Genomic DNA, 22,115 nt, shown 5'->3' on the forward strand with positions numbered 1-22,115 from the left:
CCGGTCGGTCAAGCGACTCGCTTACTGGTTGTACGGACCGTAGTCGTAGTCCTCCAGCGGAACGGCCTGGCCGGAGCCCGTGCCGAACGGCGAGTAGTCGATGTCGTCGTAGCCGACGGCCGAGTACATCGCGGCCTTGGCCTCCTCGGTCGGCTCGACCCGGATGTTGCGGTAGCGGGACAGGCCCGTACCGGCCGGGATGAGCTTACCGATGATGACGTTCTCCTTGAGGCCGATGAGGCTGTCGGACTTGGCGTTGATCGCCGCATCCGTCAGGACTCGGGTCGTCTCCTGGAAGGAGGCGGCCGACAGCCAGGATTCCGTCGCCAGCGAGGCCTTGGTGATACCCATCAGCTGCGGACGACCGGAGGCGGGGTGACCGCCCTCGGTGACCACACGACGGTTCTCGGTCTCGAACTTCGAGCGCTCGACGAGCTCGCCCGGCAGCAGCTCCGCGTCGCCGGACTCGATGATCGTCACGCGGCGCAGCATCTGCCGGATGATGATCTCGATGTGCTTGTCGTGGATCGACACACCCTGCGAGTTGTAGACCTTCTGGACCTCGCCGACCAGGTGGACCTGGACCGCGCGCTGACCGAGGATCCGCAGCACGTCGTGCGGGTTGGTGGCACCCACGGTGAGCTTCTGGCCCACCTCGACGTGGTCGCCCTCGCCCACCAGCAGACGGGCGCGCTTCGAGATCGGGAACGGGATCTCGTCGCTGCCGTCGTCCGGCGTGACCACGAGCTTCTTGGTCTTCTCGGTCTCCTCGATCCGGACCCGGCCCGCGGACTCCGAGATCGGGGCGACACCCTTGGGCGTACGGGCTTCGAAGAGCTCGACGACACGGGGCAGCCCCTGGGTGATGTCGTCACCGGCCACACCACCGGTGTGGAAGGTACGCATCGTCAGCTGGGTACCGGGCTCACCGATGGACTGGGCGGCGATGATGCCGACCGCCTCACCGATGTCGACCAGCTTGCCGGTGGCGAGCGAGCGTCCGTAGCAGAAGGCACAGGTGCCGACCGCGGACTCACAGGTCAGGACCGAACGGGTCTTGACCTCCTCGACGCCGGCGCCCACCAGGGCGTCGATCAGGACGTCACCGAGGTCGACGTTGGCAGGCGCGATGACCTTGCCGTCCACCACGACGTCCTCGGCGAGCATGCGGGCGTAGACCGAGGTCTCGACGTCCTCCGTCTTGCGGAGCACACCGTCCGCACCCTTGACGGCGATCTTCAGCTTGAGGCCGCGGTCGGTGCCGCAGTCCTCCTCGCGAATGATCACGTCCTGCGAGACGTCCACCAGACGACGGGTCAGGTAACCCGAGTCGGCGGTACGCAGGGCGGTGTCCGCCAGACCCTTACGGGCACCGTGCGTGGAGATGAAGTACTCCAGAACGGTGAGGCCCTCACGGAAGGACGCCTTGATGGGACGCGGGATCGTCTCGTTCTTGGCGTTGGACACCAGACCACGCATACCGGCGATCTGACGCATCTGCATCATGTTTCCTCGGGCACCCGAGTCAACCATCATGAAGATGGGGTTCGTCTTGGGGAAGTTCGCGTTCATCGCCTCGGCAACCTCGTTGGTCGCCTTGGTCCAGATCGCGATGAGCTCCTGCGTGCGCTCGTCCTTGGTGATCAGACCGCGCTCGTACTGCTTCTGGACCTTCTCGTCCTGCGCCTCGTAGCCCGCGACGATCGCCTTCTTGGCCTCGGGGACCACGACGTCGGAGATGGCCACGGTGACACCGGAACGGGTCGCCCAGTGGAAGCCCGCCGCCTTCAGGTTGTCGAGCGTCGCCGCCACGATGACCTTGGGGTAGCGCTCGGCGAGGTCGTTGACGATCTCGGAGAGCTGCTTCTTGCCGACCGAGTAGTCGACGAACGGGTAGTCCTCGGGCAGCAGCTCGTTGAAGAGCGCGCGGCCCAGGGACGTACGCAGCCGGAACGTGTCGCCCTGCTGGTACTCCTGCTCGCCTTCCTCGGCGACCGGCGGCACCCAGCCACGCGGCGGGATGGTGCCCACCGGGAAGCGGATGTCGACCTTCGCCTGGAGCGACAGCTCGCGGGCGTCGAAGGCCATGATCGCCTCGGCCGTGGAGCCGAAGGAGCGGCCCTGGCCGATGACCTTGCGCTCCTCCTCGTCCGTGGTGAGGAAGAACAGGCCCAGCACCATGTCCTGGGTCGGCATGGTGACGGGACGACCGTCGGCCGGCTTCAGGATGTTGTTCGAGGACAGCATCAGGATGCGGGCCTCGGCCTGCGCCTCCGCGGAGAGCGGCAGGTGCACGGCCATCTGGTCACCGTCGAAGTCCGCGTTGAACGCGGTGCAGACGAGCGGGTGGATCTGGATGGCCTTGCCCTCGACCAGCTGCGGCTCGAAGGCCTGGATGCCGAGGCGGTGCAGGGTGGGTGCACGGTTCAGCAGCACCGGGTGCTCGGCGATGACCTCTTCGAGGACGTCGTACACCACGGTGCGGCCGCGCTCGACCATGCGCTTGGCCGACTTGATGTTCTGCGCGTGGTTCAGGTCGACCAGGCGCTTCATCACGAACGGCTTGAAGAGCTCCAGCGCCATGGCCTTCGGCAGACCGCACTGGTGCAGCTTGAGCTGCGGGCCGACGACGATCACGGAACGCGCGGAGTAGTCCACACGCTTACCGAGAAGGTTCTGACGGAATCGGCCCTGCTTGCCCTTCAGCATGTCGCTGAGGGACTTGAGCGGGCGGTTCCCGGGACCGGTGACCGGGCGACCACGACGACCGTTGTCGAAGAGGGCGTCCACGGCCTCCTGGAGCATGCGCTTCTCGTTGTTCACGATGATCTCGGGCGCGCCGAGGTCGAGAAGCCGCTTCAGACGGTTGTTGCGGTTGATCACGCGGCGGTACAGGTCGTTCAGGTCGGAGGTCGCGAAGCGGCCACCGTCCAGCTGCACCATCGGACGCAAGTCCGGCGGGATGACCGGCACGCAGTCGAGCACCATGCCCTTGGGCTTGTTGCTGGTCTGCAGGAACGCGGAGACGACCTTGAGGCGCTTGAGCGCACGGGTCTTCTTCTGGCCCTTGCCGGTACGGATGATCTCGCGGAGGCGCTCGGCCTCCTCGTCGAGGTCGAAGGACTCCAGGCGCTTCTGCAGGGCGGCGGCGCCCATGCAGCCGTCGAAGTACGTGCCGAAGCGGTCACGCAGCTCGCGGTAGAGCAGCTCGTCGCCCTCCAGGTCCTGGACCTTGAGGTTCTTGAAGCGGCTCCACACCTCGTCGAGACGGTCGATCTCGCGCTGCGCACGGTCGCGCAGCTGCTTCATCTCGCGCTCGGCACCTTCGCGCACCTTGCGGCGCACGTCGGCCTTGGCGCCCTCGGCCTCCAGCTCGGCCAGGTCGGTCTCAAGCTTCTTGGCGCGGGCTTCGAGGTCGGCGTCGCGGCGGTTCTCGATCTGCTGACGCTCGACGGAGACGTGCGCCTCCAGCGACGGCAGGTCGCGCGTACGGCGCTCCTCGTCCACGAACGTGATCATGTACGCGGCGAAGTAGATGACCTTTTCGAGGTCCTTCGGCGCGAGGTCGAGGAGGTAGCCCAGACGCGACGGGACGCCCTTGAAGTACCAGATGTGGGTGACGGGAGCGGCAAGCTCGATGTGACCCATGCGCTCACGGCGCACCTTGGCGCGCGTGACCTCGACGCCACAGCGCTCACAGATGATGCCCTTGAAGCGGACACGCTTGTACTTGCCGCAGTAGCACTCCCAGTCCCGGGTCGGACCGAAGATCTTCTCGCAGAAGAGTCCGTCCTTTTCGGGCTTGAGCGTGCGGTAGTTGATGGTCTCCGGCTTCTTCACTTCGCCGTGGGACCAGGTCCGGATGTCGTCCGCGGTGGCAAGGCCGATCCGCAGCTCGTCGAAGAAGTTGACGTCGAGCACTTGTCGTCAATCCCTCTTTCGGGGGTTCGAGCCCCCTCGCGTCAGGCGAGAAAACGGGGCACTTCAGCAATGGTCTGAACGGGTCCGGGGAGAGCCGGCCGGATCACTGGGATCCGGCCGGCCAACCCGTCAGACCTCTTCGACGCTGCTCGGCTCGCGCCGGGACAGGTCGATACCGAGCTCCTCCGCCGCGCGGAAGACGTCCTCGTCCGTGTCGCGCATCTCGATGGACATGCCGTCCGAGGACAGCACCTCCACGTTGAGGCAGAGCGACTGCATTTCCTTGATGAGCACCTTGAAGGACTCGGGGATGCCGGGCTCGGGGATGTTCTCGCCCTTGACGATGGCCTCGTAGACCTTCACGCGGCCGGTCACGTCGTCGGACTTGATCGTCAGGAGCTCCTGGAGGGCGTATGCGGCGCCGTAAGCCTCAAGGGCCCACACCTCCATCTCACCGAATCGCTGACCACCGAACTGAGCCTTACCACCCAGCGGCTGCTGGGTGATCATGGAGTACGGACCCGTCGAACGAGCGTGCAGCTTGTCGTCGACGAGGTGGTGCAGCTTGAGGATGTACATGTAGCCGACCGAGACCGGGTCCGGGAACGGCTCGCCGGAGCGGCCGTCGAACAGATTGGCCTTGCCGGAGGGCTGCACCAGGCGGTCGCCGTCGCGGTTCGGGATCGTGGCCTCGAAGAGACCGGAGATCTCGTCCTCGCGCGCACCGTCGAAGACGGGGGTGGCGACGTTGGTGCCGGGGGCGACCTGGTCGGCGCCGATGGCCTGCAGGCGCTTGGCCCACTCGTCACCGAGGCCGGAGACGTCCCAGCCGCGGCTGGCGAGCCAGCCGAGGTGGATCTCCAGGACCTGTCCCGGGTTCATTCGGGACGGGACACCCAGCGGGTTGAGGATGATGTCGACCGGGGTGCCGTCCTCCAGGAACGGCATGTCCTCGATCGGCAGGATCTTCGAGATGACGCCCTTGTTGCCGTGACGGCCGGCGAGCTTGTCACCGTCGGTGATCTTGCGCTTCTGCGCGACGTAGACGCGGACCAGCTGGTTCACGCCCGGCGGCAGCTCGTCGCCCTCTTCGCGGTCGAAGACGCGGACGCCGATGACCTTGCCGATCTCACCGTGCGGCACCTTCAGCGAGGTGTCGCGCACCTCGCGCGCCTTCTCACCGAAGATCGCGCGGAGCAGGCGCTCCTCGGGGGTCAGCTCGGTCTCACCCTTGGGCGTGACCTTGCCGACGAGGATGTCGCCGGCGACGACCTCGGCACCGATACGGATGATGCCGCGCTCGTCGAGGTCGGCGAGGACCTCCTCGGAGACGTTCGGGATGTCCCGGGTGATCTCCTCCGGGCCGAGCTTGGTGTCACGGGCGTCGACCTCGTGCTCCTCGATGTGGATCGAGGAGAGGACGTCGTCCTGCACGAGGCGCTGCGACAGGATGATCGCGTCCTCGTAGTTGTGACCCTCCCACGGCATGAACGCCACGAGCAGGTTCTTGCCGAGGGCCATCTCACCGAACTCGGTGGCCGGACCGTCGGCGAGGACCTGGTCGGCGACGACCCGGTCGCCCTCGGAGACGACAACCTTCTGGTTGACCGAGGTGCCCTGGTTGGAGCGCATGAACTTGGCGATGCGGTACGTGGTGTACGTGCCGTCGTCGTTCGTGACCGTGATGTAGTCCGCGGAGACCTCCTGGACCACACCGTCCTTCTCGGCCTTGAGCACGTCACCGGCGTCGGTGGCGCAGCGGTACTCCATGCCGGTGCCGACGAGCGGGGCCTCCGACTTAATCAGCGGCACCGCCTGACGCATCATGTTCGCGCCCATGAGGGCACGGTTGGCGTCGTCGTGCTCCAGGAAGGGGATCATCGCGGTCGCGACGGACACCATCTGGCGCGGCGAGACGTCCATGTAGTCGACGTCCGTGCCGGGCACGTAGTCGACCTCGCCGCCACGGCGGCGGACCAGCACGCGGGACTCGGCGAACCGGAGATCGTCGGTCAGCGGCGCGTTGGCCTGCGCGATGACGAAGCGGTCCTCCTCGTCGGCGGTCAGGTAGTCGACCTCGTCGGTGACCTGGTCGTCGACGACCTTGCGGTACGGCGTCTCGATGAAACCGAACGCGTTGATCCGGCCGTAGGAGGCCAGCGAGCCGATCAGACCGATGTTCGGGCCTTCGGGCGTCTCGATCGGGCACATGCGGCCGTAGTGCGAGGGGTGCACGTCACGGACTTCGAAGCCGGCCCGCTCACGGGAGAGACCACCCGGGCCCAGCGCGTTGAGACGACGCTTGTGCGTCAGGCCGGACAGCGGGTTGTTCTGGTCCATGAACTGGGACAGCTGGCTGGTGCCGAAGAACTCCTTGATGGAGGCGACGACCGGCCGGATGTTGATCAGGGTCTGCGGCGTGATCGCCTCGACGTCCTGAGTGGTCATGCGCTCGCGCACGACGCGCTCCATACGGGCGAGACCCGTACGGACCTGGTTCTGGATCAGCTCGCCGACGTTACGGATACGACGGTTGCCGAAGTGGTCGATGTCATCGGTCTCGACCATGATCGAGCGACCGGACTCGCCGACCGTCTCGGTCTCACCGGCGTGCAGCTTGACCAGGTACTTGATCGTCGCGATGACGTCGTCGCTGGTGAGCACACCGGCGTCGAGCGGCTCGTCGGCGCCGAGCTTCTTGTTCACCTTGTAGCGGCCGACCTTCGCGAGGTCGTAGCGCTTCGGGTTGAAGTAGAGGTTCTCGAGCAGCGTCTGAGCGGCCTCACGGGTGGGCGGCTCGCCCGGACGCAGCTTGCGGTAGATGTCGAGCAGCGCGTCGTCCTGGCCCTGGGTGTGGTCCTTCTCCAGGGTGGCGCGCATCGACTCGTACTCGCCGAACTCCTCCAGGATCTGCTCGGTCGTCCAGCCGAGAGCCTTCAGGAGAACGGTGACGGACTGCTTGCGCTTGCGGTCGATGCGGACACCGACCATGTCGCGCTTGTCGATCTCCATCTCCAGCCAGGCACCCCGGGACGGGATGATCTTGGCAGAGAAGATGTCCTTGTCGGACGTCTTGTCGATGGAGGAGTCGAAGTAGACACCCGGCGAGCGGACCAGCTGCGACACGACGACACGCTCGGTGCCGTTGATGACGAAGGTGCCCTTGTTGGTCATGAGCGGGAAGTCGCCCATGAAGACCGTCTGGGACTTGATCTCGCCGGTCTCGTTGTTGGTGAACTCGGCGGTGACGAAGAGCGGGGCGGCGAACGTGAAGTCGCGCTCCTTGCACTCGTCGATCGAGTTCTTCGGGGGCTCGAAGCGGTGGTCGCGGAAAGTCAGCGACATCGACCCGGAGAAGTCCTCGATCGGCGAGATCTCCTCGAAGATCTCTTCCAGGCCGGACTTGGTCGGGACGTTCTGTCCACTGTCCAGAGCAGCCTCGACGCGAGCCTTCCATGCGGCATTGCCGAGGAGCCAGTCAAAACTCTCGGTCTGCAGCGCGAGGAGGTTCGGAACCTCGAGGGGCTCCTTGATCTTTGCAAAGGAGATGCGCAGCGGGGCGGTGCTGGCACCGTTGTTCGTATTCGCGGTCGAGGCGTTGCGCGAGGCGGCCAAGAGGGGGTCCTTCCGAGGGCTCGGACTCACTACGCGCGTACCGGTCCCAAGCCGACACGGTGACAGTCGGTTCCTGATTCGACCGAATAAGGCCAGGTCAGAGACGATCAGTCATCGGTGCTCAAGCGAGGGCATGCCCCTGGTGACGGGCAGGAGGCAGCTAACAGGCAGCGCAAAGGGTCAGTGTAGCCAAACGGCACACTGATGTCCAGTCGGGGTTCTCAGAGACCCACGTTGCTCTCAACAGCTGTTCTCAACCTCTATGGCTAGCCCTTGCGCGTGGTGCGCTCTTCTTTACTGCCCGCTTCGCCCACGATCCATGCCTCGGATTCGGATCGATGTGACGACGCGTCCTGAGAATTGCGCGCCGCGTGCGGTTCGTCAAGGCCCCCCTGCGGGGACAAAGCCCCGAGGTCCTCACCCGACCGCCTCCCGGCGCCGGTCGGCCGCCCCCGAGAGGCAACGGCGAAGATCACCATACTCGTCGGCGCGGGAAGAGCAAGGCAGCCGCCTCGGGTACGCCGAAGGGCGACCACCCGGATGGGTGATCGCCCTTCGTGTGATGACGTCCGTGCCGTACGGCAGGAGGCGTCAGAAGGAGTCAGCAGACTCCCTGAGTCACTTGACCTCGACGGAAGCGCCGGCGGCCTTGAGGGACTCGGCAGCCTTCTCGGCGGCCTCCTTGGCGACCTTCTCGAGGACCGGCTTCGGGGTGCCGTCGACGAGGTCCTTGGCCTCCTTCAGACCCAGCGAGGTCAGCTCACGCACGACCTTGATGACCTGGATCTTCTTCTCGCCGGCGCCGGTGAGGATGACGTCGAACTCGTCCTGCTCCTCGGCGGCCTCGGGGGCAGCGCCACCGGCGGCGGGGCCGGCAACGGCGACGGCCGCGGCGGCGGTGACGTCGAACTTCTCCTCGAAGGCCTTCACGAACTCGGAGAGCTCGATGAGGGTCATCTCTTCGAACTGCGCGAGCAGGTCGTCCTGGGACAGCTTCGCCATGATGGCGTCCTTCCACTAATTCGGCAGGTGCCGGATGTACATGTAGGCGGGCGTACGTTCGGCCCGCTGCGACCGTCTCCCTAGTGGGCGGCGGTCATTGCGCGAGCCGAGTTACTCGGCACCGCCCTGCTCTTCGAGCTTGACGCGAAGCGCCTCCGCGGTGCGGACGAACTTCGACGGCAGCGCCTGGAAGAGCGAAGCAGCCTGAGACTGCTTGCCCTTGAAGGCACCGGCCAGCTTGCTGAGCAGAACCTCGCGGGACTCGAGGTCCGCAAGCTTCTTGATCTCATCGGCGGACAGCGCCTTACCGTCAAGGACACCGCCCTTGATGATCAGGTTCGGGTTCTCCTTGGCGAAGTCACGAAGACCCTTCGCCGACTCCACCGGGTCACCGGTGATGAAGGCAACCGCCGTCGGACCAGTGAACTGGTCGTCCAGCGAAGTGATCCCGGCCTCGTTGGCCGCAATCTTGGTCAGCGTGTTCTTCACCACGGCGTACTGGGCGTTCTCACCGAGCGAACGACGCAGCGTCTTGAGCTGCGCCACGGTGAGACCCCGGTACTCGGTCAGCACAGCGGCGTTCGAGCTGCGGAACTGGTCCGCGAGCTCGGCTACCGCGGCAGCCTTGTCGGGCCTTGCCATGAGCGTCGGCCTCCTTCCGGGTGATGAGGACCGCTCAGAAGGGGCCGGGAAAGACGAAACGCCCCGGCGCAGGCGCCAGGGCGTAGCTCGACCGAACGAATCCGGGAGCTTTCCACAGTCACCTGCGCAGGTCGCCCGTACTCAACGGATCCTTCGGTCACTGTCCCCTCTTGCGAGAGCACAGCAACGACCAGCGGTCTTTGGCTTCTGTAGGAGAGTACGCGACCGAAGTCGCGGCGAGCAAATCCGTCCCGCTCATCGCGGCGGGAGAGGCTCAGGACGCGCCCGCGCCCGCCCCCTGCTGCTGCTTCAGGAGCTCGGCGAAGTCGACCGTGTCCGAGGCCGGCGGCTGCTCGACGGAGACCTTCGTCCCGTAGTCGCTGTAGAACACCGTGGAGTTGAGCTCGCCGGTCTTCATCTGGCCGCGCTCGGTCTTCTTGACCAGCAGGTCGTTGTCGTCGACCCAGATGTCGACCGTCTCCGTGGTGATGCCGGCGTCGCTCAGCTGCTTCTTCAGCTGCTCCAGCTGGTCGGCGTCGAGCTCGGAGTTCTTCGCGGTCAGAGCGGCTACGTCGACGGTGCCGGAGTAGTGCGTGGCGGAGACGCCCCGTACGTCCTCCTTGCCGACCTTCTTGACGTCGCCGGAGGCCAGCAGCGACTTCACTCCCTGGTCGGGGGTGGTGTTCTGCATCTGCTGCTTCATCGCCTCGCCGGAGGCGCCCGCCATCTTGGCGAGGTCGGCGTAGCCGTAGTTGATCCAGTGCTTGCCGCCGGTCTGCTTCGCGAAGCCGTCGCCCATGTTGACGACGTAACCGTCCTTGAAGTACCGGGCCTGCATCGTGCCGGTGCCGCCGGACTGCTTCATGGCGTCCGCCATGCTGCCGCCGGTGTACGTGATCTCCATGGTGCCGGTGAGACCGTCGGTCCAGTCGATGACACCGGTCTGCTTCATGGACATGGTGGTGCCCATCTGAGTGGTGCCCTCGACCTTCGCCGAGTTCTCCCCACCGGTCTTCTTCTGTACGTCGAGCAGCGCGGCTATCGGGTCGGCCTTGACGACGCCGCTGCCCTGCTTGTCGCTCTTGTCGCTCTTGCCGCTGTCCGATCCGCTGCAGGCCGCGACCGACGTCAGCGCCGCTGCCGCCGCCACCGACAGACACACGCGTCGCACGGTACTGGTCCTCATGTCAGCTTCCACCCCTCGTTCGGCTCTGTCGGGGCCTCACGCTAACGCACGGGTCCGACAGAGCCTCCGGCAATACGGATACAAGGACGGGCCCCGCACCTCGAAAGGTTGCGGGGCCCGTCAATGTCACACGTGACGCGGCTTGCTGCCGAGCGCTGGGGCTCAGACGGCGGCCGGGTCCTCCTCGACGAGGAGGTTACGGGTGCGGTTGGCGTCCAGCGGGATGCCGGGGCCCATCGTGGTGGCCAGGGTGGCCTTCTTGATGTAGCGGCCCTTGGCGGCGGACGGCTTCAGACGGAGGATCTCCTCCAGCGCCGCTGCGTAGTTCTCCACCAGCTTGGTGTCGTCGAACGACGTCTTGCCGATGATGAAGTGCAGGTTCGAGTGCTTGTCGACGCGGAACTCGATCTTGCCGCCCTTGATGTCGTTGACAGCCTTCACGACGTCGGGGGTGACGGTGCCGGTCTTCGGGTTCGGCATCAGACCACGCGGACCGAGCACGCGGCCGAGGCGGCCGACCTTGCCCATGAGGTCCGGAGTGGCGACGACGGCGTCGAAGTCCAGACGGCCCTTCGCCACCTCGTCGATGAGCTCGTCGGCGCCGACGATGTCGGCTCCAGCGGCTTCCGCGGCCGCAGCACGGTCACCGGTCGCGAAGACCAGGACCCGGGCGGTCTTGCCGGTGCCGTGCGGGAGGTTCACGGTGCCACGGACCATCTGGTCGGCCTTGCGCGGGTCGACACCCAGGCAGAACGCGACCTCGACGGTGCCGTCGAACTTCGTGGAGGCGGTGTCCTTGGCGAGACGGACGGCCTCGAGCGGCGCGTAGTTGCGCGACCGGTCGACCTTGGCGTCCGCAGCGCGGAGGTTCTTGCTGCGCTTCACTTCTACTCCTGTTGGTTTCAGGGTGTGGAGTCGTGGTGCGGGCCAGCGCTTGGCCCTACCACTGAGGATGTGAGGGGCTGAATCAGCCTTCGACCGTGATGCCCATGGAACGGGCGGTGCCAGCGATGATCTTCGACGCGGCGTCGAGGTCGTTGGCGTTCAGGTCGGGGAGCTTCGTCGTGGCGATCTCACGGACCTGGGCAGCCGTCAGCTTGGCAACCTTGGTCTTGTGCGGCTCGCCGGAGCCCTTCTCCACGCCCGCGGCCTTGAGGATCAGCTTCGCGGCCGGCGGAGTCTTGGTCACGAAGGTGAAGGAACGGTCCTCGTAGACCGTGATCTCCACCGGCACGACCATGCCACGCTGCGACTCGGTCGCGGCGTTGTAGGCCTTGCAGAACTCCATGATGTTGACGCCGTGCTGGCCGAGCGCGGGGCCGACCGGCGGGGCCGGGTTGGCCGCACCGGCGTTGATCTGGAGCTTGATCAGCCCCGTGACCTTCTTCTTCTTGGGAGGCATTGCTCTCTCCGGGTCCTAGTGAGAGTGTTTCGCCGCCTTCCGGTCATCCGGATGGAGGCATACCGCACAACGATAACGGGTATAGCTGCGCGACCAAAAACCGAGCAGGTCAGACGGGCTTTGCAGCCGGTCTGACCTGCTCGGTAGGCATGTGTCCAGAGACTGGCGGAAAACCGCTAGTTCTTCTGGATCTGGTCGAAGCTGAGCTCGACCGGGGTCTCGCGGCCGAAGATCTCGACGAGACCCTTGACCTTCTTCGAGTCGGCGTTGATCTCGTTGATCGTCGCCTGCAGCGTCGCGAACGGGCCGTCGGTGACGGTGACCGAGTCGCCGACCTCGAAGTCGAGCACCTGAACCTCGACCTTGCGGGCCGGAGCCGGCTTGCCCTCGGCCTCGGCGGCCTCACGGGCGGCCTTCTCCTCGGCCTCCGGGGCGAGCATCTTGACGATCTCGTCCAGGGTCAGCGGGTACGGGTCGTAGGCGTTGCCCACGAAGCCGGTGACGCCGGGAGTGTTGCGGACGACGCCCCAGGACTCGTTCGTCAGGTCCATGCGCACCAGGACGTAGCCCGGGAGCTTGTTCTGGCGGACGTTCTTGCGCTCGCCGTTCTTGATCTGGACGATCTCTTCCTCGGGCACTTCGGCCTGGTAGATGAAGTCCTCGACGTTGAGCGAGACGGCGCGCTGCTCCAGGTTGGCCTTCACGCGCTTCTCGTAACCGGCGTACGTGTGGATGACGTACCACTCGCCGGGAAGGCCGCGCAGCTCGTCGCGCAGGGCGGTGACGGCGTCGACGGGCTCGGCCGGCTCGGCCTCTTCCTCGTCGTCCTCGTCGCTCTCGGATTCGGCGTCGGCCTCCGCGGCCTCTTCCTCGTCCTCATCCTCGACGTGCAGGGCGGCCTGCTCGGCGGGCTCACCTGCGGCGGCGTCGGCAGCTTCGGCCTGGTCCGGCTCCTCGGCGTCCGCCGCCTCGACGATGTCGAGCTCGTCCTCGGCGGACTCGAAGGCGCCCGCCGTCGGCTCGACGGCGTCGTTCAGGTTCGGGTCAGACACGGTGGCTGCTTCTTCCTGGATACAAATGGGTGGAACATGCGAAAGGGGCGCCCATGAGGCGCCCTCCGCGGGATCAGCCGAAGACGTACTTGATGACCCGCTGGAATCCGAAGTCAATCACGGTAACCAGACCGATCATGACGACGACGAAGACAATCACCACAGTGGTGTATGTCGTCAGCTGGCTGCGAGTCGGCCAGACGACCTTGCGCAACTCGGCGACGATCTGGCGGTAGAACAGCGCGAGACGGCCCAGAGGGCCCTTCTTTCCGCGCTTGCCGCCCTTCCGGGTCTTCTTCTTCGACTCGGGTACTTCATCCTCGGCATCAGGCATGTCGATGGAGCCCACGGCGTCCGTCACGCTTCTCACCTGATTCCGGGTCGTGGCCGTGCCGCGCCCGGTGGAGCCGCACGGCGGTGCATTGAAGTACGTACATGCGCACACATCCTGGCGAAGGAGTGTGTAGCAGGGCCGGAGGGACTTGAACCCCCAACCGCTGGTTTTGGAGACCAGTGCTCTACCAATTGAGCTACGACCCTTTGTGGTTTCCACCAACCTACCGCATCTCCCCGGATGCCCCGGGTGCAGGAACAGTGCGGCTGGTGAAGGCCAACGACAGGTGAGTGTACGTGTTCAGCGGCCCGGCGTCGAACAGATAGCTCCCGACCGCTCCTGGTCGCATGTTGTCCGCATGCTGTCCGAGTCGTGTCCGGTCCCTGAAACCGCTGCGCCGACAGGGATCACGGTCTGGAACCATGGGAGCCATGAGCGCTGCAACTTCCCCCTCCGAGCGCCGGGTCTCCGCCCGCATCGGTGCGATCTCCGAGTCCGCCACCCTCGCCGTGGACGCCAAGGCCAAGGCCCTCAAGGCCGCCGGCCGTCCGGTGATCGGCTTCGGTGCCGGCGAGCCCGACTTCCCGACCCCCGGCTACATCGTCGACGCCGCGGTCGAGGCCTGCCGTAACCCGAAGTACCACCGCTACACCCCGGCAGGAGGGCTCCCGGAGCTCAAGGCCGCCATCGCGGAGAAGACGCTGCGCGACTCCGGCTACGAGGTCGACGCCTCGCAGATCCTGGTGACCAACGGCGGGAAGCAGGCCATCTACGAGGCGTTCGCCGCGATCCTCGACCCGGGCGACGAGGTCATCGTCCCCGCCCCCTACTGGACCACCTACCCCGAGTCGATCCGGCTGGCCGGCGGTGTCCCGGTGGAGGTCGTGGCCGACGAGACCACCGGCTACCGGGTCTCCGTCGAGCAGCTGGAGGCGGCGCGCACCGAGCGCACCAAGGTCGTCCTGTTCGTCTCGCCCTCGAACCCGACCGGTGCCGTGTACAGCGAGGCCGACGCCGAGGCGATCGGACACTGGGCCGTCGAGCACGGCCTGTGGGTGCTGACCGACGAGATCTACGAGCACCTGGTCTACGGGGACGCGAAGTTCACCTCGCTGCCCGCGATCGTGCCCGAGCTGCGTGACAGGTGCATCGTGGTCAACGGCGTCGCCAAGACGTACGCGATGACCGGCTGGCGGGTGGGCTGGATCGTCGGTCCGAAGGACGTAGTCAAGGCCGCGACCAACCTCCAGTCGCACGCCACGTCCAACGTCTCCAACGTGGCCCAGGTCGCCGCGCTGGCCGCCGTCTCCGGGAGCCTGGACGCGGTCGCCGAGATGCGGACCGCCTTCGACCGGCGCCGGCGGACCATCGTGCGGATGCTCAACGAGATCGACGGGGTGCTGTGCCCGGAGCCCGAGGGCGCGTTCTACGCGTACCCCTCGGTGAAGGAACTGCTCGGCAAGGAGATCCGCGGCAGGCGCCCGGCCACCTCGGTCGAGCTGGCGGCGCTGATCCTGGACGAGGCCGAGGTCGCGGTCGTACCGGGCGAGGCCTTCGGCACGCCGGGCTACCTGCGGCTCTCGTACGCGCTGGGCGACGACGACCTCGTCGAGGGCGTCTCGCGGCTCCAGAAGCTGCTGGGCGAGGCCAAGTCCTAGTACGTCCCGCGTTCCCGTGGAGCGGCCCCCCGGCCCCGGCCGGGGGGCCGCTCGCGCGTTCGGGGGTCAACTCGATGGGGAAAGCGGCTACCGCTCGACCCCGGGTGTGCGGCAGGATCTTGGAATGGAGCGTGATGTACGGCTGTTGCCCAAGGCCCACCTGCACCTGCATTTCACCGGGTCGATGCGGCCGACGACCCTGCTCGAACTCGCCGACAAGTACGGCGTGCACCTGCCTGATGCCCTGACCGGCGGCGAGCCGCCGAAGCTGCGGGCCACGGACGAGCGCGGATGGTTCCGTTTCCAGCGGCTCTACGACATCGCCCGGTCCTGTCTCAGGTCCCCCGAGGACATTCAGCGGCTGGTCCGCGAGGCGGCCCAGGAGGACGTCGCGGACGGCTCGGGCTGGCTGGAGATCCAGGTCGACCCCACCTCGTACGCGCCGCTGCTCGGCGGGCTGATCCCGGCGATCGAGATCATTCTGGACGCGGTGGACAGCGCCTCGCGCGGGACCGGGCTGCCGATCCGGGTGGTGATCGCGGCGAACCGGATGAAGCATCCGCTGGACGCCCGGACGCTCGCCCGGCTCGCGGTGCGGTACGCGGACCGGGGCGTGGTCGGATTCGGGCTCTCCAACGACGAGCGCCGCGGGATGGCCCGGGACTTCGACCGGGCCTTCGCCATCGCCCGCGAGGGCGGTCTGCTGGCCGCGCCGCACGGCGGGGAGCTGTCCGGCCCCTCCAGCGTCCGGGACTGCCTGGACGACCTCGACGCGGCCCGGATCGGGCACGGCGTACGGGCCGCCGAGGACCCCCGGCTGCTGCGCACGCTGGCCGAGCGCCAGGTGACCTGCGAGGTCTGCCCGGCGTCGAACGTGGCGCTGGGCGTCTACGAGAAGCCCGCCGACGTACCCCTGCGCAAACTGTTCGAGGCCGGGGTGCCGATGGCGCTGGGCGCGGACGATCCGCTGCTCTTCGGTTCCCGGCTGGCCGCGCAGTACGACCTGGTGCGGCGCCACCACGCGTTCACCGACGAGGAGCTGGCGGAACTGGCCCGGCAGTCGGTCCGGGGCTCCGCCGCACCGGCTCCGGTGCGGGCGCAGCTCCTGGCGGGCGTCGACGACTGGCTGGCGAAGCCCGCGGGGTAGGTCTCCGGTTACGCCCCGACGCCGCGCATCAGCGTGCTCGCCAGGGACGCGGCGAACTCGTCGAGAGGCTGCGGCGGTTCTCCGCCCGCCGCGGCCTCGTAGGCGAAGGCGCGTTGCGCGCAGGCTCCCAGCAGCAGCGACGCGGCCGCGTAGGTGTCCGCGTCGGCGCGGACCCGGCCGGCCGCCTGTTCGGAGCGCAGATAGGCGTCCAGGCCCCTGATGGGCATGTGCGGGCCGGTACCGAGCTCCCGCATCGCCTCGTTGTGGCGTTCCTTGAGCCTGGGCTCGGCGTACAGCGAGGCGGCGATCGGGAAGCTCTGCTCGTAGAAGAGCGCGGCCTGGCGGGCGATCTCGGTGAGGTTCTGCTCGACGGTCCGCTCCCCCGCCCCGGGTGACACCACAAGCCGTTTCAGCAGCGGGTTGAGCCTGGGCAGCCGCTCCTTGAGCACGGTCACGAACAGCTCTTCCTTGCTCGCGAAGTGCTTGTAGAGCGCGGCCTCCGAGCAGCCCGCGGCCCTGGCGATCTCCTTGGTGGTGGCGCGGGCCAGGCCGATGGTGAGCATCAGCTGATGGGCGGCGTCGATGATGCGGACGCGGGCCGGCTTCTGCTCCATGCGTACTCCAACGAGGCTTGACGAGGTGGTGAGTATCCACTCACTCTAGGGGTGAGTGAATACTTACTCACCCTGGGAGGGTGCGCAATGAGGATCACGGTGTTCGGCGCCACGGGCGGCGTCGGTCAGGAGATCGTCCGTCAGGCGCTGGCGGCGGGCCACGAGGTGACGGCGGTGGTCCGCGACCCGGCGCGGCTGCCCGTCCCGCTCTCCGACGTACAGGTCCACACCGCCGCGCGCATGGACGATCCGGAGGCCCTGCGCGAGGCGGTCGCGGGCCGGGACGCGGTGCTCTCCGCGCTCGGCTCGCGCGGCCGGAAGGCGGACGGGGTCGCCGAGCGGCTCACCGGCTCGGTGCTGGCCGCGATGGAGGCGGAGGGGGTGCGGCGGCTGCTGGTGGTCAGCGCGGCCCCGGTCGGCCCCCGGCCGGCCGACGACCCGCTGCCGGACCGGCTGGCCCGCAAGGTGATCGGGGCGGTCCTCAAGGAGGTCTACGCGGACCTGACGCTGATGGAGGCCGCGCTGGCCCGGAGCGCGACGGACTGGACGTCCGTACGGCCGCCGAAGCTCACCGACGGGCCGCTGACGGGGAAGTACCGGACGGCCGTCGGCGGCACTCCACGCAGCGGCCGGACCATCTCGCGGGCGGATGTGGCGCACGCGATGCTGGCGCTGATCGACGACCCGGCGACGGTGAAGCAGGGCGTGGGCGTGGCGTACTGAGCGGGACGGGCCCGCCTTGCCCTGCCTTGCCCTGCCTTGCCCTGCCTTGCCCTGCCTTGCCCTGCCTACAGGCTCACGCCGACCGTCACCGGTTCGTTGACGAGCGTGACGCCGAATGCCTCGCGGACTCCGGCGACGACCTCGCGGGCGAGCGCGAGGAGGTCCTCGGTGGCCGCCTCGCCGCGGTTGGTGAGGGCGAGGGTGTGCTTGGTGGAGATGCGGGCCGGGCCGGTGCCGTATCCCTTGGTGAAACCGGCCTTGTCGATGAGCCAGGCCGCGGAGGTCTTGACGCGTCCCCCGTCCGCGGGGAAGGCGGGGGGCGTCGTCCCCGGGCCGAGCCGGTCCGCGGCGCGGGCGAGGAACGCCTCGTACTCCGCCTCCGTCAGGATCGGGTTGGTGAAGAAGGAGCCGGCCGACCAGGTGTCGTGGTCCTCCGGGTCCAGCACCATGCCCTTGCCGGCGCGGAGCCCGAGCACCGTCTCGCGGGCGGCCGCCGCGGGCACCCGCTCGCCCTGTTCGACGCCCATGGCACGGGCCGTCTCGGGGTACTTCAGCGGCGCGGACAGACCGCCCGCGTCCTCCAGCTCGAAACGGACCCGCAGCACCACGAAACGGTCGGGTTCGGCCTTGAAACGACTGTGCCGGTACGAGAACGCGCACTCGGCGTTCGGAATGGTGACCGTTTCCTCGGTGTGCCGGTCGTAGGCGACGACCTCCGTGATGGTGGAGGAGACCTCCTGACCGTACGCGCCGACGTTCTGGATCGGGGTCGCACCCGCGGAGCCCGGGATTCCGGCCAGGCACTCGATGCCCGCGAGACCGGCTTCGACGGTACGGGCCACGGCGTCCGTCCAGATCTCCCCGGCGGCGAGTTCCAGCGTCGTGCCGTCCAGCGCGAAGCCCTTGGTCGCGATGCGCAGGGCGGTGCCGTCGAAGCCCTTGTCGCCGATGACCAGGTTGCTGCCGCCGCCGATGACGAGGAGCGGGGTGCCGCTCCCGTCCGCCTCGCGCACGGCTTCGATCACCTCGGCGTCCGTCGTCGCCGTGAGGAGGCGGGTGGCGGGGCCGCCCAGCCGGAAGGTGGTCAGGGGGGCGAGGGGGGCGTCATGGAGTTCCTGCACGGGGACAAGGGTACGGTCCGCGCCCCCACCGCTCGGGCGGGGCACGGACCGTACGCGTGCGACCCGCGGCTCAGGCGGCGGCGCGGACGAGCTTCTCGGCCGCCGCAGGCTCCGGGGCCGGGGCGCTGCGGCGGCCCGGGATCAGCAGGGCGGCAAGGGCTGCCAGCGCCACCACACCGGAGCCGATCCACACCGCCGGAACGGTCCCGTCCGTGAAGGACTGCGCGGATTCGAAGCCGCCCTGCGAGGAGAAGACCGTGGCGAGCACGGCGATCCCGAGGGCTCCGCCGACCTCGCGCAGGGCGTTGTTGGCGCCGGAGGCGATGCCCTGTTCCTCGGGGCGGACGCTGGACATCACGAGGCTGGCGGCAGGTGCGAAGTAGAGGGCCATGCCGACGCCGCCGACGATCAGACCGGGCAACTGCGAGGCGTACGAGGCGTCGGGCCCGATGACCGTCGCGAAGAGCGCGAGGCCGGCCGACTGGAGGACGAGTCCGGCCACGACCACCGGGCGCCCGCCGAACCGGTCGGAGAGCATCCCCGCGACGGGTGCGACCAGCATCGGCATTCCGGTCCAGGGCAGCATCCGCAGGCCGGCCTCGGTGGGCGAGTAGCCCAGCACGCCCTGGAGGTACTGGCTGAGCAGGAAGATCGACCCGAACATGCCCAGGAACATCAGCATGCTCGCCATGTTGATCCCGAAGAACGCCCGGTCCCGGAAGAGCCGCATGGGCAGCATGGGGCGCTTCGCGCGGAAGCCGTGACGTACGAAGCCTGCGGTGAGCGCCCCGCCCACGATCAGCGAGGTGAGGACGGTGGGGCTGGTCCAGCCGTCGGAGTTGGCGTTGACCAGCCCGTAGACGATGCCGAAGAGCCCGCCGCTGACCAGGAGTGTGCCGGGTATGTCGAGCCGTGCGTCCGGGGCGTACGACTCGGTCAGGCGCAGCCGGGCCAGCGGCAGCAGGGCCAGGCCGACCGGGACGTTCAGCCAGAAGATCCACTGCCAGGACAGGTGCTCGGTGAGGCTGCCGCCGATCAGGGGCCCGCTGGCCACGGCCAGTCCGGTGACGGCGCTGAAGATGCCGAGCGCGGCGCCCCGGCGGGCGGGCGGCACGGCGGTGGTGAGCAGGGTGAGCGTCAGCGGCATCATGATCGCCGCGCCGACGCCCTGGACCGCCCGGAAGGCGATCAGTTCGTTGATCCCGGACGCGAGGGCGGCCGCGGCGGAGGCGCCGGTGAAGACGGTGAGCCCGGCGAGGAAGAGCCGGCGGCGGCCGAACCTGTCGCCGAGCGCCGCTCCGAGCATCAGCAGGACGGCGAAGGTGAGGGTGTAGGCGTTCACCGTCCACTCCAGCTCGGCGAGCTCACCGCCGAGGCTCTTGCGGATGGAAGGCAGGGCGGTGGTGACGACGAGGTTGTCGAGCGCCGCCATGAATCCGGCGACGCCAGTGATGACAAGGGCCCAGACCGCTCTCGAACGGCCTGCTGTGTGCTGGTTCACTGCTCCCCCTGAGGATTAGTTATCAATGACTAACTTGCCTGGGCAGAAAACCGGGCAGAGCCCGGGCCGCGCTGTTCAGCCGGTCGGCCTGGCCTCGTCGTAGAGCCCCGACCAGACCCGGTGGCCGGGCGGGAAGCCGAGCGAGGCCAACGTATTGATGAGCATTCCGAACGCCCAGAACGTCGTCGTTTCCTTGACGTCGGCGCCCAGGGTGAGATGGGTCTCGTCCCACATTTCCAGCCAGGCGGCACGCACCGCGTCGCCGACCTCGCGCTCCCCCGAGGCATCGGCACTCGCGACGGCCGCGTAGATCTGCATCTGCATCTGGAGCTTGTCGGGATCCTCGATGATGAGCCGCTGGTACGCGGCGGCCATCGCCCGCACCGCCTCCTCGCCCCCAAGTCCCTCGGCGGCCTCGGCGAAAACCTTGCGGGTGTCCGTGAGGCACCGCTCGACGGCCGCGAGGAACATGGCCTGCTTGCTGGGGAAGAGACGGAAGAGGTACGGCTGCGAGACACCCACACGCCTGGCGATCGCCTCGGTGGAGGTGGCGCTGTACCCGCCGCGGGCGAATTCGGTGATCGCCGCGCGGATGACGCTCTCGCGCCGTTCTTCTGCACTCATCCTTGCCATGCGACTAAGTTAGTGCTCAATTACTAACTTGGTCAACCGGTCTGCGTCCGCCCGGCATGCGTAAGGGGCACCGCCCATTGGACGGTGCCCCTTACGCCACGCTCGGCGGCCTCAGCCGAGCCGCACCACGGCGCGGGACATGCCCAGCACCTTCTTGCCCTCGTTCATGGCCGTCAGGTCCACCCGCACCTGCTTGTCGTCCAGCAGGGCGGCCACCTTGGCGCTGACCTCCACCAGTGCGCCGTCGTCGTCGTTCGGCACGACGACCGGCTTGGTGAACCGCACCCCGTACTCGACGACCGCACCCGGGTCACCGACCCAGTCCGTGACCACGCGGATCGCCTCGGCCATGGTGAACATGCCGTGCGCGATCACGTCCGGCAGTCCGACCTCGCGGGCGAACTTCTCGTTCCAGTGGATCGGGTTGAAGTCACCGGAAGCACCCGCGTACTGCACCAGCATCGCCCGGGTCACCTGGAAGGACTGCGCCGGCAGCTCCGTACCGACCTCGACCGACTCGTATGCGACCTTCGCCGTCATCACGCCTCCTCGGCGGCGCGCGCCACCAGCTTCGTCCACGCGGTCACGACGTGCTCACCGGACTCGTCGTGGACCTCGCCACGGACGTCCAGGATGTCGTTGCCCGCCAGGGACTTGATGGCCTCGATCGTCGAGGTGACCGTCAGCCGGTCCCCCGCCCGCACGGGACGCACATAGGCGAACTTCTGGTCGCCGTGCACCACCCGGCTGTAGTCCAGACCCAGCTGCGGGTCGTGGATCACCTGCCCGGCCGCCTTGAACGTGATGGAGAAGACGAACGTCGGCGGCGCGATCACATCGCTGTGGCCGAGCGCCTTGGCCGCCTCGGGATCGACGTACGCCGGATTCGGGTCGCCCACCGCCTCGGCGAACTCACGGATCTTCTCCCGGCCGACCTCGTACGGCGGGGTGGGCGGATAGGTCCGCCCCACGAAGGACTGGTCGAGCGCCATGGGCTCGCTACCTCCTGATGAAAGATGAACAGGCCGAAGAAATGATGAACAGGCCGAAGGACAGCCTTCATACAACGACACGAGGCCGCCCCCAATGGGGACGGCCTCGTGTACGAGCCTGTTTCAGCGCGTTTCGCGGTGCGCAGTGTGCGAGTTGCAGCGCGGGCAGTGCTTCTTCATCTCAAGACGGTCCGGGTTGTTACGCCGGTTCTTCTTGGTGATGTAGTTCCGCTCCTTGCACTCCACGCAGGCCAGCGTGATCTTCGGGCGGACGTCGGTGGCAGCCACGTGAGTGCTCCTTGGACGGACGGATGGACGGATGAACGCAAAAAAGAGTAGCCGATCGAAGGACCGACCCCACAATCGGCTACCGTAAGTAGCGGTGACCGGACTTGAACCGGTGACACAGCGATTATGAGCCGCTTGCTCTACCGACTGAGCTACACCGCTTTGATGACGAGTCCCCCCGCCGAAGCGGGGTTTCCCGATCACCAGAGCCCCAATGCGGAATCGAACCGCAGACCTTCTCCTTACCATGGAGACGCTCTACCGACTGAGCTATTGGGGCGAGC

Annotated in this window: 19 protein-coding genes and 3 tRNA genes; 3 read left to right on the plus strand and 19 right to left on the minus strand. The window is 67.6% G+C overall.

Annotated elements, in window-relative coordinates:
• Positions 1–21: 21 nt before the first annotated feature.
• From EES42_RS05710 to EES42_RS05760, 10 genes are all read right to left on the minus strand, one after another.
• Positions 22–3,921: a DNA-directed RNA polymerase subunit beta' gene (locus tag EES42_RS05710; protein WP_093540768.1), complete on the minus strand. Its 3,900-nt coding sequence runs from the start codon at positions 3,919–3,921 to the stop codon at positions 22–24.
• A gap of 129 nt (positions 3,922–4,050) precedes the next feature.
• Positions 4,051–7,536, minus strand: coding sequence for a DNA-directed RNA polymerase subunit beta (gene rpoB / locus EES42_RS05715; protein WP_124716949.1), 3,486 nt, complete (start codon positions 7,534–7,536; stop codon positions 4,051–4,053).
• Between the two features lie 618 nt (positions 7,537–8,154).
• The gene (gene rplL / locus EES42_RS05725) at positions 8,155–8,538 is read right to left on the minus strand and encodes a 50S ribosomal protein L7/L12 (protein WP_093540770.1); all 384 of its coding nucleotides are present in this window, start codon (positions 8,536–8,538) and stop codon (positions 8,155–8,157) included.
• A gap of 111 nt (positions 8,539–8,649) precedes the next feature.
• Complete coding sequence (gene rplJ / locus EES42_RS05730) at positions 8,650–9,180, minus strand: 50S ribosomal protein L10 (protein ID WP_093540771.1); 531 nt, start codon at positions 9,178–9,180, stop codon at positions 8,650–8,652.
• A 274-nt stretch (positions 9,181–9,454) separates the two neighbouring features.
• Complete coding sequence (locus EES42_RS05735) at positions 9,455–10,366, minus strand: SCO4651 family lipoprotein (RefSeq protein WP_124716950.1); 912 nt, start codon at positions 10,364–10,366, stop codon at positions 9,455–9,457.
• Between the two features lie 162 nt (positions 10,367–10,528).
• Entirely contained in the window at positions 10,529–11,251 is a 723-nt protein-coding gene (rplA, locus tag EES42_RS05740; protein ID WP_093540773.1) for a 50S ribosomal protein L1, read from the minus strand.
• Positions 11,252–11,333: 82 nt separating this feature from the next.
• Complete coding sequence (rplK, locus tag EES42_RS05745) at positions 11,334–11,768, minus strand: 50S ribosomal protein L11 (protein WP_006126872.1); 435 nt, start codon at positions 11,766–11,768, stop codon at positions 11,334–11,336.
• A gap of 176 nt (positions 11,769–11,944) precedes the next feature.
• Positions 11,945–12,820 (minus strand): transcription termination/antitermination protein NusG, encoded by an 876-nt coding sequence (gene nusG / locus EES42_RS05750; protein ID WP_124716951.1) that lies wholly within the window; start codon positions 12,818–12,820, stop codon positions 11,945–11,947.
• A 73-nt stretch (positions 12,821–12,893) separates the two neighbouring features.
• Complete coding sequence (secE, locus tag EES42_RS05755) at positions 12,894–13,181, minus strand: preprotein translocase subunit SecE (RefSeq protein ID WP_093540775.1); 288 nt, start codon at positions 13,179–13,181, stop codon at positions 12,894–12,896.
• Positions 13,182–13,287: 106 nt separating this feature from the next.
• Positions 13,288–13,360, minus strand: a tRNA-Trp gene (locus EES42_RS05760).
• Between the two features lie 225 nt (positions 13,361–13,585).
• On the opposite strand from EES42_RS05760, the gene EES42_RS05765 reads away from it, so the two are divergent.
• Both EES42_RS05765 and EES42_RS05770 read left to right on the plus strand, forming a co-directional pair.
• Positions 13,586–14,812 carry a pyridoxal phosphate-dependent aminotransferase gene (locus tag EES42_RS05765; protein ID WP_124716952.1) on the plus strand — a complete coding sequence of 409 codons (1,227 nt, stop codon included), beginning with the start codon at positions 13,586–13,588 and terminating at the stop codon, positions 14,810–14,812.
• 124 nt (positions 14,813–14,936) lie between these two features.
• Complete coding sequence (locus EES42_RS05770; protein ID WP_124716953.1) at positions 14,937–15,959, plus strand: adenosine deaminase; 1,023 nt, start codon at positions 14,937–14,939, stop codon at positions 15,957–15,959.
• An 8-nt stretch (positions 15,960–15,967) separates the two neighbouring features.
• Here the strand turns inward: EES42_RS05770 and EES42_RS05775 are convergent, their stop codons facing one another.
• Complete coding sequence (locus EES42_RS05775; protein WP_124716954.1) at positions 15,968–16,573, minus strand: TetR/AcrR family transcriptional regulator; 606 nt, start codon at positions 16,571–16,573, stop codon at positions 15,968–15,970.
• Between the two features lie 87 nt (positions 16,574–16,660).
• Here EES42_RS05775 and EES42_RS05780 point away from each other — a divergent pair, with 87 nt between their 5' ends.
• Positions 16,661–17,296 carry an NAD(P)-dependent oxidoreductase gene (locus EES42_RS05780; RefSeq protein WP_124716955.1) on the plus strand — a complete coding sequence of 212 codons (636 nt, stop codon included), beginning with the start codon at positions 16,661–16,663 and terminating at the stop codon, positions 17,294–17,296.
• A gap of 65 nt (positions 17,297–17,361) precedes the next feature.
• On the opposite strand, the gene EES42_RS05785 is transcribed toward EES42_RS05780, so the two are convergent.
• The 8 genes from EES42_RS05785 to EES42_RS05820 all read right to left on the minus strand — a co-directional run bounded on the left by EES42_RS05785 (position 17,362) and on the right by EES42_RS05820 (position 22,111).
• Positions 17,362–18,417 carry a UDP-N-acetylmuramate dehydrogenase gene (locus EES42_RS05785; RefSeq protein ID WP_124716956.1) on the minus strand — a complete coding sequence of 352 codons (1,056 nt, stop codon included), beginning with the start codon at positions 18,415–18,417 and terminating at the stop codon, positions 17,362–17,364.
• A 70-nt stretch (positions 18,418–18,487) separates the two neighbouring features.
• The gene (locus tag EES42_RS05790) at positions 18,488–19,918 is read right to left on the minus strand and encodes an MFS transporter (RefSeq protein ID WP_124716957.1); all 1,431 of its coding nucleotides are present in this window, start codon (positions 19,916–19,918) and stop codon (positions 18,488–18,490) included.
• 75 nt (positions 19,919–19,993) lie between these two features.
• The gene (locus EES42_RS05795; protein ID WP_124716958.1) at positions 19,994–20,542 is read right to left on the minus strand and encodes a TetR/AcrR family transcriptional regulator; all 549 of its coding nucleotides are present in this window, start codon (positions 20,540–20,542) and stop codon (positions 19,994–19,996) included.
• Between the two features lie 120 nt (positions 20,543–20,662).
• On the minus strand, positions 20,663–21,091 hold the full coding sequence (locus tag EES42_RS05800; protein ID WP_124716959.1) for a MaoC family dehydratase: 429 nt from the start codon (positions 21,089–21,091) through the stop codon (positions 20,663–20,665).
• Positions 21,091–21,543: a MaoC family dehydratase N-terminal domain-containing protein gene (locus EES42_RS05805; protein WP_124716960.1), complete on the minus strand. Its 453-nt coding sequence runs from the start codon at positions 21,541–21,543 to the stop codon at positions 21,091–21,093. The genes EES42_RS05800 and EES42_RS05805 overlap by 1 nt, the downstream gene beginning before the upstream one ends.
• 123 nt (positions 21,544–21,666) lie before the next feature.
• Positions 21,667–21,831 (minus strand): 50S ribosomal protein L33, encoded by a 165-nt coding sequence (gene rpmG / locus EES42_RS05810; RefSeq protein ID WP_003956487.1) that lies wholly within the window; start codon positions 21,829–21,831, stop codon positions 21,667–21,669.
• An 89-nt stretch (positions 21,832–21,920) separates the two neighbouring features.
• A tRNA-Met gene (locus EES42_RS05815) sits at positions 21,921–21,993 on the minus strand.
• A 45-nt stretch (positions 21,994–22,038) separates the two neighbouring features.
• Positions 22,039–22,111: transfer RNA gene (locus EES42_RS05820), tRNA-Thr, on the minus strand.
• Positions 22,112–22,115: the final 4 nt, after the last annotated feature.

Origin of the sequence: Streptomyces sp. ADI95-17 (genome assembly GCF_003846175.1) — a bacterium.
Taxonomy (GTDB): domain Bacteria; phylum Actinomycetota; class Actinomycetes; order Streptomycetales; family Streptomycetaceae; genus Streptomyces; species Streptomyces sanglieri.